Source organism: 'Nostoc azollae' 0708 (assembly GCF_000196515.1).
Taxonomy (GTDB): domain Bacteria; phylum Cyanobacteriota; class Cyanobacteriia; order Cyanobacteriales; family Nostocaceae; genus Trichormus_B; species Trichormus_B azollae.
Window position 1 is genome coordinate 4,231,057 of the sequence record NC_014248.1, and the last position, 13,677, is coordinate 4,244,733.

Genomic DNA, 13,677 nt, shown 5'->3' on the forward strand with positions numbered 1-13,677 from the left:
CCCTGAAAGTTTTCAAATATTTCATGATGCTTTATTAAAATTAATTAATATTTAATTAATTTTAATACAATTCAATTGTAAACTAAAGAGAATTAAAGAATCTATGCCACTAAAACGGTTTATTATTAGGGAATGGGTGTTGACCAGCACGGACAAGAACTCACGGTAGCAGCAGCAAGGGCGCTGAGAAATGGGATCGCACACAATGCCTTACTCGGTATCATGGAAATAGCTGGGTTATAAGACCCCAATGAGATGATTGTAGAAGTCAAGGTAGCTGTACCCTACCCCGAACAAGTAAGGGAAGCAGAAGTATTAGCCGTCCTTCCCTGTGGTAAAAAAACCCTGACTGTAGAAGCAGGGGGAATGGTAGTTGATGGTTTAGCTATACCCTCCCTCAATGATAAAAATCACGAAATGTTGATAGCAGTTGCAGCGGTGACAGTTTTAGTAGAAACTGAATAACCAACAAGCTAACAACAACATGGTATACACAAAATCATGAATATAGAACAACATTGGGAACAATTATTTGGATACTTGCCCATAGATGGTATTTCTATGCAGGGTACATGGACTGTTTATTCACCAGGAAAACAAGTTATCAAATCTGCTCAAGGCATTATAAATTTGCGTCCCAATACTCATAATATAGTCATTAACCACACCAATCAATTTCCCTCACCTGATGGCAGTAAAGTAGAAAAATAATGGCAAATACCCAAAGAAACTACTAATTTAGCTGATGGTTTTGAAGATGGTAGTAAAGCTAAACATCGAAATCACTATCAATATATAAAGAATATAAAGATGGCAAAACAGAAATTAAAACCTTTCGTCCCTATAAAAAACCAACTATTAGAGCTTGATTTTTAGATAATAGCTTTACTGCCTGTTCTCCAAAATTAAAAATTGGCTCAATCTTTGGTTTTGACACTGGGTTATAGGTATGAAAATATAAGAGCAGAAGCCATTACCATTTATGATGAAAGTGGTAATTTGCAAAAGATTACATTCATTGACGAACAAATAGGAACTCTTCCGCAATTAACGACTAATTTACCTCGACAAGAAGTCAGCGGTAATTGGTAGGGAATGGCTAAAAAAATCACCGCAGAATTGACAATATTTTTACCTAAAGTAACCTCATGGCAACCATTAGAAAATTTAGCTAAGGATTATCAAACTTTGTATTTATCCAAGAGTGTTTCTAGTAGTTGCCCTCAGACAATAGTTGGTCGGCAAGAATTTCCATATGTGGTAGATTAGCTGGTCCGACCTAGTTTATTACTACGTGGTATTCGCAAACATGAAACTTCTAATTTTACGAATTTCACCCTAGAAACCTTCACTCTTAGTGATTAACTTTGATTTTTCGCGTTAAACTAAATTTATGGGGATTCATTGAGATAAATTGGGGTCATCTCTGGCCGTAAGTTCAATCACCCATTTATCTTCATCACTTCAGTTACAATGTGCCTAGAGCCTAATAAATCACTCGAAATTCAGGATATTATCGGACTTAAACCGCAACACTTTGCTGATTTAATCAGAACTGCACAATTAGTTTTTGATCCTGCTGCGGGACTTTCTGGTAGAAATGTAAAGATTGACTGGGAAGATGTTGGCATTCCTAGTGATGTAGCAGATAATCTCAGAGAACTTGGTCAAGAATATCAGTATGCTTCTCCTCATCTTCCCCCTGAAGTTGTTTGGAGTAAGTTAACTACGTCATCTCGAATTTGGTTTATTGAGAACAAAGATAGTTTGTGGCGGTTTGAAGAAATTCTCCCTGCACTTGACGAAGACTAAGAAGCTGAAATATATTCAGCAATATACGTTGGAACTAGGATGCAGCTAGTTTGTATCCTATTTTCTATTTTCAAAATTTTGTTTCATGATATGAAATAAGTACCTGGGCAAAATTAATTAAACATTTTTGGGAAAAACAGAAATCTTTGTCTTGCTTATCTGTTCCCTGGTCCCTCCTCTAAATTTACAATTTATTTTGCAAGACCACTTATTTGTTTTTAAACTATCACCTAAAGAATAAAACTGCCAGCGATTTTGTTGTTAGAGGTTATTTTAAAATTTTCTGGCTGTGACGTTAGGCACTTATTGATCCCCCCTAACCCCCCTAATAAGGGGGACTTAGGGGGATATAAAAGTTTTTGATACATCACTAAAGACTTTTCAAACATCCTCTTAGATTAACAATTTTTTAAGTCTTATGCTATTGTGCTTTACAATATGGTTTGAGTAGAGTTCAGGTAGATATTTTTTGGTTTAATTTTCTCTAGAAATCAACCCGTAACTGGATTCAAAGTGTTAAAATTCAATTTTAATATCTGACAAGAGATGTTCATGAAAATTTCTGTTTTTAGGCTTTTTCTAACTTCCTTAGGATTGATATCTGGCTTTGTAGCTGTGAATTTCTATAACACGAGTGCTGTTTTAGCAGAAGCCCCACTAGAACATTCTCAATTGTTAGTTAATGGTAAACATATTACTGTTAAGAAATCTGAATTTGGGGTGAGAATAGTTGATGCTAAGGGTAAAGCTAATTTTTTCCCCACTTCTAAAGTACCCTTAAAGAAGGGTGATGCTTATGGTTGGCGAATTAAACTGCAAAATTATCAGGGTAAGGTAAGATGGCGTGAAGTTTTGCGCTTACCAAAAGCACCAGAAACCTGGGCTACACAGGAAGATGAGAATTTTTATTTATCAGCAGACGGAACTACTGCGGTGACGAAACGCACGGAAACATCTGCAAATGGTGTAATTGAAAATTTTTGGAAAATAGCTCCCGGTGATCCTCTTGGTAAACATAAAATAGAGGTTTATGTTGATGAGCGTTTAGTAGCAACTTTTGAGTTTGAAATGGTTGCATTTTAGTCAACATTCAGCATTGTTGATTAAAAATATGAATAGGTTTCGTGCCAAGGCTTAAATAAAGTCTTGGCAAAAGATTTTATTTTTTATCTGCTTAATATTTTAAAATTTAAATATGATATGGTTATTAATTTGGAAATGTATCTATTAGTCTGTCAACCCAAAAATTACGGGTGAAGGGAAGCAGCGGAAGAATAGAAATTTTTTTCCTGTCATTACCCGTCAAAATATCTTTGATAGACTACTAAGTCAGTTGCTATTAAAAAATCAACATACATCGGTGTTATCGTGCCAACTTACTTATTGACGGGTTAGTAGTTGCAACTTATGACCCCAATGGTCATAAAAGTAAAAACCTCAGCTACAGGTATTTTGGCAGGAGTTTCCATTGCTGCTGATTTAGGCGACCAACAAGCTGCATTAATTGAACAAACTTGTTTTCAGGTAGGTGAAGCCAAAAACACCTATGGTACAGGTTGCTTTATGCTGCTGAATACAGGCTAACAAAAAGTGATTTCCCAACATGGTTTATTGACAACCGTAGCTTACAAGTTGGGTGATGCTCCAGTCGTTTATGCCTTGGAGGGTAGTATAGTGATCGCAGGTGCTTGAGTTCAATGGTTGCGTGACAACTTGGGGTTAATTCAAAGCAGTGCAGACCTAGAAGCATTAGCTAGTACAGTTACAGACAACGGTGGTGTTTATTTTGTACCTGCCTTCTCTGGGTTATTTGCTCCCTATTGGCGCAATTATGCTAGAGGTGGGATTGTGGGGATGACCAGCTATACAAAGAAAGGTCATATTGCCCGTGCGCTGTTAGAAGGAACAGCATGGCAGACTCGTGAAGTTTTAGATGCGATGAGAGAAGACGCGCAGTTGAATTTAACTGCTTTGAAGGTAGATGGTGGGATGGTTTACAACAACCTGCTGATGCAATTTCAAAGCGATGTGTTAGGTGTGCCAGTGATTCGTCCGCAGCTAGTAGAAACTACAGCTTTAGGGGCAGCTTATGCTGCTGGGCTGGCAACTAGTTTCTCGAGTAGTCTGGAGGAGTTGTCTGATAATTGGCTTTTAGATCAGACTTGGGAAGCAAAGATAGATGTTGTGGAGAGGGAAGGTTGTTATAGGCTTTGGAAGAAGGCGGTTGCTAAAACTTTTGACTGGGTATAGATGTAAACTTGAGTTTTTAACCAACCTTTGCACCCGAAAGTCTTATTTCGAAGATGCTAATTTTGGAACGATTTAGAGGTGAAACTGAAAATAATACCAACTCAATAAAATAATACAACAATCGCTACATCTTATGAGTAATATCCATCAGTGATTATCCAATAATCTACCCTACAAATATTTTAGGCGTTTAGATCGCAATTACCTTTTACCTCAATAACAACAGGTTCTTGATTACCGTCAACTTGCTTTTTTGCCCACGAAACTTAACAGATAGTATATTATTTTTGAGTAGAGTAAACTTCAACCCTAATATAGGTTCAACTATGCAGCTCATTTTTAAATAACGAATTGCTGTTAGACGTCCATGAGTTAGGAAAAGCTGCGGATCATTATTTTTTAGGCTTCTCCATAAATTGATAAAAAAACATTTTTCTACTTTGACGGAATTGTCATAACCATTGTTAACATAATTAATTATGTAACAATCTATATTCTGATTAGGAGGAAGTAGTTTATCGAGTAATAAAAAACGATCGCGTAACTCAGAAATTTTGTCTGCGCTATAGCCATTAAAGTTCACCTCTATCATGTTGTTTCCCTGTCCCTGTGGACATGGCTTTAGGGTAAGAACAAAGGTAGTTTTACCCTTTATGGATTCTGGTAAAACACTTTCTACCTGCATTATTGTGGCTTCATTTTGGTAAGTATAGTGAATTTGCTTTTTAGAATAATGCTGTTCTCGGTGCAGACTACGTAAGGCAGCTTCTTGTGCTGAATCAACAGATGAAATCAGAACTATCAGGCTTTGATCTATCAGAATCTTAAGGGGACGTAAACAAAAATCAAGGCCAAATGTAGCCCAAACTAGCTCTATTAGAAGGAAACACGTCCGGATTCCAGTTGAACCAATCAATAAATAGAAAAGATATGGCTGTTCTCAACGCTTCTAAAGCTGCAGTAAAAGTATTCAAAGGTTTCTTAGCCCACCTTGGTCTTAATCCTCCAGTCCACTGATGGCAAAGAATAAAAGTGTAGGCACAGAAAACCAAAATAAAATGGCGCAGTCAACTGCTATTATCTCCAACTTGATCTTCTTTGAGTCCTAACCGTCCCTTGGCTTCCCTGTAAACAAGTTCTACCCAATTTCTTTGAGAATATGTATCAACTATCCATTGGGGTGTGACAATTGATGAAGAAATATTGGTAATCAAGTAGTCAATATCAGTGGCTTGAGAGAAAGTAGAAGCCTTGATGACGATAGCAATATTGCCCTTTCCAGTTAAGGGTGATATTTCTACTTCTTGAGTTACTACCCATAATGTTCTGGGTTTATCTAACTCCAGTTGAATTTCTGTAAAAGCCTCTTGGGGTAAACTTTGTGCTAATTCATCTAACCTAATTATTTGTGGACTATCCTCTTGGTCACTGGCAAGGACTTTGGGATTTTTAGCTAATCCTCCTCAATACTTTAAATGCCGATTCTCTATCTTTAATAAGGAAGATGTATTGTGGCCATATCCAGCATCTATAATTACTATTCCTGGTTGATAACCACGGCTTAATGTCAGATCTATTAATTTAATTCCTAACTCAGGTTTATTCTCAAATAGAGGGTCTTGTTTTCCTTTGGTTCAAGAATCACCGTGGTGATATAACTCTATATTTAATGGTAAGCTTTTACTGCCATCATAATAGATCTATGTGTTGTTACTACTACTATTCCATTGTCCCTTTTCCCAATTTCTCCAATATATTTTCTTCCTACTCCATCCCTAAAATTCCCGCTTTTTCTATGGACAGAATCATCAATTATTAAGCTAAGTCCTCTGGTGATTCTCCTCTGACTACACTTGTTCATAATCTCTAACTGACACTCATTGACTTGGGAACTGGACCAAGGTGCTTCAGTTAAAACGTGGTGTAATCGGTGGTAGGTCACCCCTAGGGCATTCTCTGCCATTTTAAATAGGTTTTTTCTCTCACTTTCACCCAATCATCTCCCTAAGTCATGTCTAAACTCTGTTTTTTGCGCTTGATGAGTAAATACATCATCAAATGACACAATCTTTCAAACCATGGTGCCATTGCTGCGGCAGTGGTTTCTTTCATCAGCTTCTTTTAACGTGAAAGCTACACCAAAACCGCACCATACTCCTTTTTACTCTTAACTTTTGTTTAAGTCCCGGTAACTACCTAGATGAAGTAATTGATAAAATTAATCGTACTATTGCTGATAGTAAAGGGGTAAAACTAGATGTAGTCTAGTCGGAAAATGCCTTTCCAGGTTATGGCGAACATGGTCAAGCTGTTCTCAACCAGCAAATTGGCAACATGAACGAGTATGCATTGTTTGTTGGTATTATGTGGAATCCTATAGGGACTCTAACACCCCGTGCTGAGTCTGGTACAGTTGAAGAATTTGAGAGGGCTGTTAAATCCTGGCAGAAAAATAGTCAGCTTGAAATATGGTTTTACTTTCGACAATCACCAGCACAACTTAATACAGAATAAGCACTAAAACAGCGACGAAATGTATTAGCATTCAAGAAAAAAATTCAAATAAAAGTATTGATCCGAGAATACTCTGCTCCTGCAAACTTCCGCGATAAATTCCGTGAGCATATATCTTAATAGTTAAGCAAACGTGAAAGTAAAACTCTGCAACCCAGTGTCACTGCGTCCAAAAACACTAAATTGTCATTTCCAGTAACTGGGATTTCAAAATCTTAGACCACTACAATAGATAGTCGGAAGAAATCAAATTTATTGTCCACACAGAAAAAGACGAAGGTAAAGTCATCTCCCACAGTAAAGAAACAATTAGCTGCTAGAAAAATTTCCACACTTCGTTCTCAAAAAAGTGTTAATAATTCAGGTGCATGGATTTTGTTAGATGACAAATTATACTTAAGTGAATCTGTTACCGGGACTTAAACAAAAGTTAAGAGTAAAAAGGAGTATGGTGCGGTTTTGGTGTAGCTTTCACGTTAAAAGAAGCTGATGAAAGAAACCACTGCCGCAGCAATGGCACCATGGTTTGAAAGATTGTGTCATTTGATGATGTATTTACTCATCAAGCGCAAAAAACAGAGTTTAGACATGACTTAGGGAGATGATTGGGTGAAAGTGAGAGAAAAAACCTATTTAAAATGGCAGAGAATGCCCTAGGGGTGACCTACCACCGATTACACCACGTTTTAACTGAAGCACCTTGGTCCAGTTCCCAAGTCAATGAGTGTCAGTTAGAGATTATGAACAGGTGTAGTCAGAGGAGAATCACCAGAGGAGTTAGCTTAATAATTGATGATTCTGTCCATAGAAAAAGCGGGAATTTTAGGGATGGAGTAGGAAGAAAATATATTGGAGAAATCGGGAAAAGGGATACTGGAATAGTAGTAGTAACAACACATACATCTATTATGATGGCAGTAAAAGCTTACCATTACATATAGAGTTATATCACCACGGTGATTCTTGACCCAAAGGGAAACAAGACCCTCTATTTAATAAGAAACCTGAGTTAGGAATTAAATTAATAGATCTGACCTTAAGCGGTGGTTATCAACCAGGAATAGTAATTATAGATGCTGGATATGGCCACAATACATCTTCCTTATTAAAGATAGAGAATCGGCATTTAAAGTATTGAGGAGGATTAGCTAAAAATCCCAAAGTCCTTGCCAGTGACCAAGAGGATAGTCCACAAATAATTAGGTTAGATGAATTAGCACAAAGTTTACCCCAAGAGGCTTTTACAGAAATTCAACTGGAGTTAGATAAACCCAGAACATTATGGGTAGTAACTCAAGAAGTAGAAATATCACCCTTAACTGGAAAGGGCAATATTGCTATCGTCATCAAGGCTTCTACTTTCTCTCAAGCCACTGATATTGACTACTTTATGACCAATGTTTCTTCATCAACTGTCACACCCTAATGGATAGTTGATACATATTCTCAAAGAAATTGGGTAGAACTTGTTTACAGGGAAGCCAAGGGACGGTTAGGACTCAAAGAAGATCAAGTTGGAGATAATAGCAGTTGACTGCGCCATTTTATTTTGGTTTTCTGTGCCTACACTTTTATTCTTTGCCATCAGTGGACTGGAGGATTAAGACCAAGGTGGGCTAAGAAACCTTTGAATACCTTTACTGAAGCTTTAGAAGCGTTGAGAACAGCCATATCTTTTCTATTTACTGATTGGTTCAACTGGAATCCGGACGTGTTTCCTTCTGATAGAGCCAGTTTGGGCTACATTTGGCCTTGATTTTTGTTTACGTCCCGTTAGGAAGTATCGTTTTTCATAAGAACCAAGCGTGATTGTAGTGCCAATGGGATAACGCCAAGGTTTTCCAAGTTTTTTATCAGGGTCTAAGTTGCGATTACCAATGTGTTCTTGAAGAGCAGTTTCAATATCTAAATCGAGTTTATCCTGTTTACCTCTGTAAACTAGTTTAAGAAATTGCCCTTGAACACTGGAGTCTCTGATGAGTTCCTGGTGCTGTAGAAGTACAAACTTTACCTTATATTCAAAAGCAAACTGTTGTAGATTCTCAAAGAGTAACCTCGATTCAAGAAACCCAAGAAAATATTGATTTGGGTGAAGCAGAAGCCATTGTTTTAGCTTTAGAACTGAAAGCTGATTTAAGTAGGTGGGCGGAAGAATTTATAACTATGTCATGGCGAATGCAGCAAAGGGGAATCAACCAATCCCAAGCGTTTCAAGTAATTTACATTTTGTTACATAGTTATGTTTATTTGTGTCTACCTACTTACTATTAATGGATGAACATCGAGGTAGGATAGTCGCAACCAGCTATGGTTTACTAATAACCTGGTTATTAGAAGTCCTATTGCAAGCGAAACGAAAAATGTTGATTCATTCTGTAAAAGTTTTGATAGATCAACTAATTGAGCAAGCTGATTTCCGAGTGAGTGACCAATTGTACACAATAATTTTACAATCGGTTGGGGAATAATTAATTATTTAGGAACATGGGACTGTTTAGAAGTATGCGATCACCTATTAAAGAGAAAGGAAACAGTGAGCGATCACCATCTTTACAACCAGTTTTTCTATCCCATTAATCTAAAGTCAATCATAGTCTGACGATAAGCATCAGTTAAACCCGTATCAAAACACCTACCTTTAACAACATATCCTGTCATTCCCTCTTTTTGACGCAATTTCTCCAAACAAGAAGTTAACTAAAATTCACCCCTTTCTCACCAATTTTGATTGATACTTTCTTTCTGCCAGAAAATCAAAGATTTGCGGTGTGAGTAAATATAAACCAAATACACATAAAAACTTATCCTCTGCCATACCTTCAACACGCAAATTCTCACGCGCATATTCAACACTTGTCTTTTCATAAATTTCCGTTAAAGAAAGCAGAGAATTATTATCCTGCCAAATACCAGCCACACACCCAGCTTTATAAATAATTTCTGGTGGGGCACCCTTCTTAAACCAATCACACTATGATTAACTTGTGAATAAATATCTAATATTTGTCTAGCACAAGATGTTTCTATCTCTGATTTATAAACATGCTCCCCTAACATCAAGAAAAAAGGCTCATTATCCACCCAATAATATTTAGCACAAAATACAGCATGAGCATAGCCTTCCTGTGCTGTTTGGGTTAATATAGTAACTCTACTCCCCAACTCCTGCAGATATTGAGTATATTCTTGATTCTGTGGCTAAAGTTTAGCGAATAATTCCAGTTTAGGTGGAGATTTAAATAACTGTGTAAATATTCCTATATCATCTGGTTGAACTCCTATCCCTACTTATGTAATTCCCACATTAACAGCTTCTTCCACAATTGCCGAAATCACAGGTTTGGCTCTGCCATCTTTATCAAGAATCGGGAAAAGTTCTTTTTTCAGAACTTTCTTAGCTGGAAATAATCTTGTCCCAAATCCAGCAGTAGAAATTACAGCTTTCTTCATTTTATTGCTTAGCATAAGTTGTCATCTTTACACATTTCATTTGGAGAAAATCACAGTTAATTATTTCTATGATTTTTTCTTGGTATTCTTCATTTTTACTAATAAATTGTGCTGTTCCATCCCCTTGAAAACCTACACCTTTACCACCAAAAATATACTCTTGAACTGGTGGATAGTTCAGGAGATGATGGATAACAGGAGAGGTTAATTCATCAATACAAGTGGGAATTAGATATTTATCAAAATCTTCCTGTGGTTGTTTCATCAGCATACCAATTTTTTTTAGCATCACCTGTTTGTAATGCCTCAATTGCAGCTTGGGTAATCTGGTAACTAATAGTACCCACAAATTTATGCATATTCTTTTGTAGTTCGTTCTTAACAAAAGGATAACATTAATTCAGTTTACTCAAAAAAACCTGAGTATTTTTATGAGTTGCAAGGTCTACTATCACGAAAAATAAATCTTTTGGGACTTTTAACTCAATGACTTCGGTAACATCACCATCAAATATTATAGCAATAGGTTGATTACCATAAGCACAAGCTTGATCCATTCTTCCACAAGGAGAAGGTGTTGTAATTTTACCCAAGTAGGTAAATTTAATTTCGTCTCTACGGCTCATGTTGAATTCATATATTTGATTAAATGCCCGCACTACTAGCAAACAAATAGCTGCACTGGAAGAAAGTCATTTTTGAAAGGGTAAGTCTGTGACATATTTATCAATTTCTAATCCTCCTACTTGATAATGATTCAAAATTTGATAGGCGACACCAGCAGTATAATTAAAAAAACCTCCTTTTTGAGCTTGGGTAAGTAAGTAAAGTCTGCTTCTCCACTGGTAAGTTTAAGATTTAACAATTACTGTCAGTTAGAGAAGTCTTAATTATCAAATAAATTAGTAGGATGATATTTTACCTCAGCATATAATCCTTGATTAGTACCTACTAGCAAAGTATAACTCTCTTCTAATTGGGTATTGTGGGGATGATAACCTCCACCCCAATCAGTAAGTTCACCAAATAAGTACAAGCGTCCTGGAACAAAAATTTTCATCAATTTGTGGTATTTGGGAATTTTATTACAAAACTGGACAACTTTATCAAAAATCTACTCGGTAGATAAATAAATTTTGTTTTTTCACGTCTTTCTACTTAGTCAAAGTTAAACATATTGGGTGGAACTTCATTATAGACTTGCACAAATTTCAGCTATGTTTAAACAATATCTTTGAGTAATTGTAAATGTTGCTGTACCAGAACAATAGTATTAGCAGTAATCATCCCACTAGCAGCCACAGCAGGTAAACCTATTCCTGGAAAAGTCGAATCTCCACAACACAACAACCCCGATAAAGGTGTAGTACCACCAGGAAATAAACCTTTACCTGCAACTATAGCTGGCCTGTAACTACCATGATGACGACGTAAAAATCGCTCATGGGTCAGGGGAGTACCTACTAAAGTGACTTCGCAACGAGAATGAATATCAGGAATAATTCTTTCTAAAGCTTGCCACATCACTTCCTCCTTGTTTTAACAACGCATATTTCTGGCTATTGCGTTCCTTTTTTCGCCAAGTAGCACAAATTGTTCATCAATAAACGTATAAACGTGAATTAGGTGCTTACCTGCTGATGCTAAGGATGGGTCAAGAACTGAGGGAGTTGATGCAACTACGACATTTTGGGGTGCAGTTATACCTTTGTCCCAATCGTTCACTTCAATGTAGTGAATACGCAGATTTTTTGGTAATCCTGCTGCATCAATACCTAAATGCAGGTGTATGAAACTATCGCATTCAGGTGTTGCTTGTCGCTGTTCTACATACCATTTGGGTACAGCACCTGCGGGAATTAGTTTGAGGGTATCCCAAACAGAAGCATTAGGAACAACCGCTTTACTTGCTCTAATTTCTTTACCACTCCGCAGTCGCACTCCCACAACACGGTGGTTTTCTACTAAAACGGACATTAGTATTTAAAACTAACTTACCACCATGTTTATTTAACCCCTTCACCAGTGCATCAACTAAGGCACCACTACCACCAATGGGATAATCTAACTGCACATTAGGATGATACCAGTCTGCAAATATGAATGCAAATTCTGCGGCTATTGTGCCATTTGCGGGTAATCCTGATAATAAAAAGCAAAGTAAATCTCACCAGTTACGAATAAATGGGTCTGTGATTACACCATCCATGATACGGGAAAAGGACCCTGTTAATTTGATGACGTTAGGAGCTTGTTGGAGTAAAGCCGGGGCAAATTTACCCACTGTTAACATTGCACCTAAATGGTAGCGCAAGGCGGCGGGTGGGAGAGTGATCGCACTCTTACCCAAAGGTGTCATAATTTCCTGTAGTTTACACCATTCAGCTACGGCTTTATCTCCCCGCAGCTTTTGTAATATTTCACAAAACTGGTCAGCACCAACTTGAGCATCAAAGTTGCCTTCTGGCAGATAACAACCCCAGGTATTGTAATTAACACATGGTAAATCTTCGCCAATGGCATCTAAAACTTGACGTAAGGGAGTAGGGGAAGGGGTATAAGATAAACCAGAATATAAAGAGGCTCCCGAATCAAATTTGTAACTATTGCGTTCAAAAGTATGAGCCGCACCACCGGCAATGGAGTGAGTGGCTTTCTACTACTGTGACATCAATTCCATAGCGTGCCAAGAGTGCTGCACAACTCAATCCGCCAATACCGCTACCAATTACGACTAGTTCCGTATTGTTCATGAATGATGGTTGATTACTGTGCTTTTTCAAGAATGATAAAACTTGTAGTTACCAACAGCCAAGACCAATAGTTATACACCTGAGTAGGGTGCTAGGGCTAAAGTTTTCGTCATATCAGCAAGGAGAAAGCGATCGCAGGCGTTAAACAGTTCTACATCAGTCTGTGCCTGTCGCATCAGTTTTAGGAAATAACGTTCAGCATCAATCCTTAAGGTAATGTAGTTGAGGAACATTTTGAGATAGGCTACGCGTGATCGCATTGGTATAGTTGATGCTGTAGGGGTTTGCCATAACTGATCAATATAGTTGCGTACCTCTACTAAAGGAACTGCTCTGATCTACTCTCCTCGCAAAGCCTGCCGATCAGTTTCAAGACTTGTTAGCCCAAGCTGGGATGTAGCATAAAGAACTTCAAGGTGACATAGAAAGTAAAAAGATAGGTATAAATTAGAAAGGAGGAGGGGGGAAAGGGAAACTAGAGATAAAACAACAGGTATGTCTATCCTTGTTCTATTTGAGGAAAATGCCAACATTTGAGGTTTTAGGTTTGCATTTCGGTATATGGAAAACGGAAGCAAAGGACACATTTCATTACTGGCTAGAGATATTAGGAAATGTTTTCCCTGCTAGTCTCTTTGAACAGGTAGAAAAATATGATAGCGATTATGCTATGGCGACTCAGAACAAAATGCAGGAAACAAAGAGTTTTCCACCAAGGGTATTTTTATTGAACAGGTCATTGGACTTGTAAAAATATTCCGGGTACCTCAACAAAGATTTCCCTTAAATTCCCCAATTTACTCACAAGTAATTCTTACTATTTTTGGTTTAGTCACATTAGGAATTAGTTCATTAGTTCTACCCATGTCATACATGTTATGGATATGAGGTCAGTTAT

At 37.3% G+C, this 13,677-nt stretch carries 16 protein-coding genes and 6 pseudogenes; 13 read left to right on the plus strand and 9 right to left on the minus strand.

What is annotated here, in order from left to right:
* Positions 1–103 precede the first annotated feature (103 nt).
* From AAZO_RS19740 to AAZO_RS19765, 8 genes and pseudogenes are all read left to right on the plus strand, one after another.
* Positions 104–465, plus strand: a pseudogene (locus AAZO_RS19740) (Lin0512 family protein).
* A 36-nt stretch (positions 466–501) separates the two neighbouring features.
* Positions 502–711 carry a DUF3598 family protein gene (locus tag AAZO_RS19745; protein WP_041641517.1) on the plus strand — a complete coding sequence of 70 codons (210 nt, stop codon included), beginning with the start codon at positions 502–504 and terminating at the stop codon, positions 709–711.
* Positions 712–912: 201 nt separating this feature from the next.
* Complete coding sequence (locus tag AAZO_RS19750) at positions 913–1,092, plus strand: DUF3598 family protein (protein WP_041641520.1); 180 nt, start codon at positions 913–915, stop codon at positions 1,090–1,092.
* Positions 1,093–1,095: 3 nt separating this feature from the next.
* Positions 1,096–1,269, plus strand: coding sequence for a hypothetical protein (locus AAZO_RS35670; RefSeq protein WP_187289528.1), 174 nt, complete (start codon positions 1,096–1,098; stop codon positions 1,267–1,269).
* A 204-nt stretch (positions 1,270–1,473) separates the two neighbouring features.
* The gene (locus AAZO_RS19755) at positions 1,474–1,812 is read left to right on the plus strand and encodes a hypothetical protein (protein WP_013192600.1); all 339 of its coding nucleotides are present in this window, start codon (positions 1,474–1,476) and stop codon (positions 1,810–1,812) included.
* 552 nt (positions 1,813–2,364) lie between these two features.
* On the plus strand, positions 2,365–2,895 hold the full coding sequence (locus AAZO_RS19760; protein WP_013192601.1) for a hypothetical protein: 531 nt from the start codon (positions 2,365–2,367) through the stop codon (positions 2,893–2,895).
* A gap of 333 nt (positions 2,896–3,228) precedes the next feature.
* A complete protein-coding gene (locus AAZO_RS39320; protein ID WP_228371299.1) occupies positions 3,229–3,396 on the plus strand; it encodes a hypothetical protein in 168 nt (55 codons plus the stop codon).
* Positions 3,397–3,513: 117 nt separating this feature from the next.
* Positions 3,514–4,062, plus strand: a complete 549-nt coding sequence (locus AAZO_RS19765; RefSeq protein ID WP_081462835.1) for an FGGY-family carbohydrate kinase — start codon at positions 3,514–3,516, stop codon at positions 4,060–4,062.
* Between the two features lie 208 nt (positions 4,063–4,270).
* Here AAZO_RS19765 and AAZO_RS19770 read toward each other — a convergent pair whose 3' ends face one another.
* The gene (locus tag AAZO_RS19770; RefSeq protein ID WP_187289678.1) at positions 4,271–4,978 is read right to left on the minus strand and encodes a hypothetical protein; all 708 of its coding nucleotides are present in this window, start codon (positions 4,976–4,978) and stop codon (positions 4,271–4,273) included.
* A pseudogene (locus tag AAZO_RS31425) lies at positions 4,908–6,174 on the minus strand (IS701 family transposase). Before AAZO_RS31425 ends, AAZO_RS19770 begins: the two are co-directional and overlap by 71 nt.
* 222 nt (positions 6,175–6,396) lie before the next feature.
* On the opposite strand from AAZO_RS31425, the gene AAZO_RS19785 reads away from it, so the two are divergent.
* The gene (locus AAZO_RS19785) at positions 6,397–6,576 is read left to right on the plus strand and encodes a hypothetical protein (protein ID WP_041641530.1); all 180 of its coding nucleotides are present in this window, start codon (positions 6,397–6,399) and stop codon (positions 6,574–6,576) included.
* Between the two features lie 489 nt (positions 6,577–7,065).
* A pseudogene (locus AAZO_RS31430) lies at positions 7,066–8,332 on the plus strand (IS701 family transposase).
* Here the strand turns inward: AAZO_RS31430 and AAZO_RS44065 are convergent.
* Positions 8,255–8,731 carry a macro domain-containing protein gene (locus AAZO_RS44065; RefSeq protein ID WP_420807074.1) on the minus strand — a complete coding sequence of 159 codons (477 nt, stop codon included), beginning with the start codon at positions 8,729–8,731 and terminating at the stop codon, positions 8,255–8,257. The pseudogene AAZO_RS31430 and the gene AAZO_RS44065 overlap by 78 nt on opposite strands.
* Between AAZO_RS44065 and AAZO_RS39325 the strand changes: the two genes are divergently transcribed.
* Together AAZO_RS39325 and AAZO_RS19800 are read left to right on the plus strand one after the other, a co-directional pair.
* A complete protein-coding gene (locus AAZO_RS39325; protein WP_041641541.1) occupies positions 8,662–8,847 on the plus strand; it encodes a hypothetical protein in 186 nt (61 codons plus the stop codon). The two genes, AAZO_RS44065 and AAZO_RS39325, sit on opposite strands and share 70 nt — an antisense overlap.
* Complete coding sequence (locus AAZO_RS19800; RefSeq protein WP_081462836.1) at positions 8,847–9,044, plus strand: PIN domain-containing protein; 198 nt, start codon at positions 8,847–8,849, stop codon at positions 9,042–9,044. The genes AAZO_RS39325 and AAZO_RS19800 overlap by 1 nt, the downstream gene beginning before the upstream one ends.
* Positions 9,045–9,141: 97 nt before the next feature.
* On the opposite strand, the pseudogene AAZO_RS39330 reads toward AAZO_RS19800, so the two are convergent.
* From AAZO_RS39330 to AAZO_RS31440, 6 genes and pseudogenes are all read right to left on the minus strand, one after another.
* Positions 9,142–10,041 (minus strand): annotated as a pseudogene (locus tag AAZO_RS39330) (sugar phosphate nucleotidyltransferase).
* Positions 10,028–10,291: a hypothetical protein gene (locus tag AAZO_RS39335; RefSeq protein ID WP_228371300.1), complete on the minus strand. Its 264-nt coding sequence runs from the start codon at positions 10,289–10,291 to the stop codon at positions 10,028–10,030. The pseudogene AAZO_RS39330 and the gene AAZO_RS39335 overlap by 14 nt, the downstream one beginning before the upstream one ends.
* 130 nt (positions 10,292–10,421) lie before the next feature.
* The gene (locus AAZO_RS39340; protein WP_266886324.1) at positions 10,422–10,685 is read right to left on the minus strand and encodes a hypothetical protein; all 264 of its coding nucleotides are present in this window, start codon (positions 10,683–10,685) and stop codon (positions 10,422–10,424) included.
* Between the two features lie 227 nt (positions 10,686–10,912).
* Positions 10,913–11,086 carry a hypothetical protein gene (locus AAZO_RS39345; RefSeq protein ID WP_228371301.1) on the minus strand — a complete coding sequence of 58 codons (174 nt, stop codon included), beginning with the start codon at positions 11,084–11,086 and terminating at the stop codon, positions 10,913–10,915.
* Positions 11,087–11,247: 161 nt separating this feature from the next.
* Positions 11,248–12,779, minus strand: a pseudogene (locus AAZO_RS19815) (phytoene desaturase family protein).
* Positions 12,780–12,850: 71 nt separating this feature from the next.
* A pseudogene (locus tag AAZO_RS31440) lies at positions 12,851–13,141 on the minus strand (tRNA-dihydrouridine synthase family protein); the annotation flags it as partial.
* Positions 13,142–13,302: 161 nt separating this feature from the next.
* Here AAZO_RS31440 and AAZO_RS19825 point away from each other — a divergent pair.
* Positions 13,303–13,530 carry a transposase family protein gene (locus AAZO_RS19825; protein WP_041641549.1) on the plus strand — a complete coding sequence of 76 codons (228 nt, stop codon included), beginning with the start codon at positions 13,303–13,305 and terminating at the stop codon, positions 13,528–13,530.
* Positions 13,531–13,677: the final 147 nt, after the last annotated feature.

What these genes read in the sequence shown, in the direction of transcription:
- AAZO_RS19745 (WP_041641517.1), top strand. Translation starts at nt 502, where the DNA reads ATGAATATAGAACAACATTGGGAACAATTATTTGGATACTTGCCCATA.
- AAZO_RS35670 (WP_187289528.1), top strand. Translation starts at nt 1,096, where the DNA reads ATGGCTAAAAAAATCACCGCAGAATTGACAATATTTTTACCTAAAGTA.
- AAZO_RS19755 (WP_013192600.1), top strand. Translation starts at nt 1,474, where the DNA reads ATGTGCCTAGAGCCTAATAAATCACTCGAAATTCAGGATATTATCGGA.
- AAZO_RS19760 (WP_013192601.1), top strand. Translation starts at nt 2,365, where the DNA reads ATGAAAATTTCTGTTTTTAGGCTTTTTCTAACTTCCTTAGGATTGATA.
- AAZO_RS39320 (WP_228371299.1), top strand. Translation starts at nt 3,229, where the DNA reads ATGGTCATAAAAGTAAAAACCTCAGCTACAGGTATTTTGGCAGGAGTT.
- AAZO_RS19785 (WP_041641530.1), top strand. Translation starts at nt 6,397, where the DNA reads ATGAACGAGTATGCATTGTTTGTTGGTATTATGTGGAATCCTATAGGG.
- AAZO_RS19800 (WP_081462836.1), top strand. Translation starts at nt 8,847, where the DNA reads ATGGATGAACATCGAGGTAGGATAGTCGCAACCAGCTATGGTTTACTA.
- AAZO_RS39335 (WP_228371300.1), bottom strand. Translation starts at nt 10,291, where the DNA reads ATGAAACAACCACAGGAAGATTTTGATAAATATCTAATTCCCACTTGT.
- AAZO_RS39345 (WP_228371301.1), bottom strand. Translation starts at nt 11,086, where the DNA reads ATGAAAATTTTTGTTCCAGGACGCTTGTACTTATTTGGTGAACTTACT.
- AAZO_RS19825 (WP_041641549.1), top strand. Translation starts at nt 13,303, where the DNA reads ATGCCAACATTTGAGGTTTTAGGTTTGCATTTCGGTATATGGAAAACG.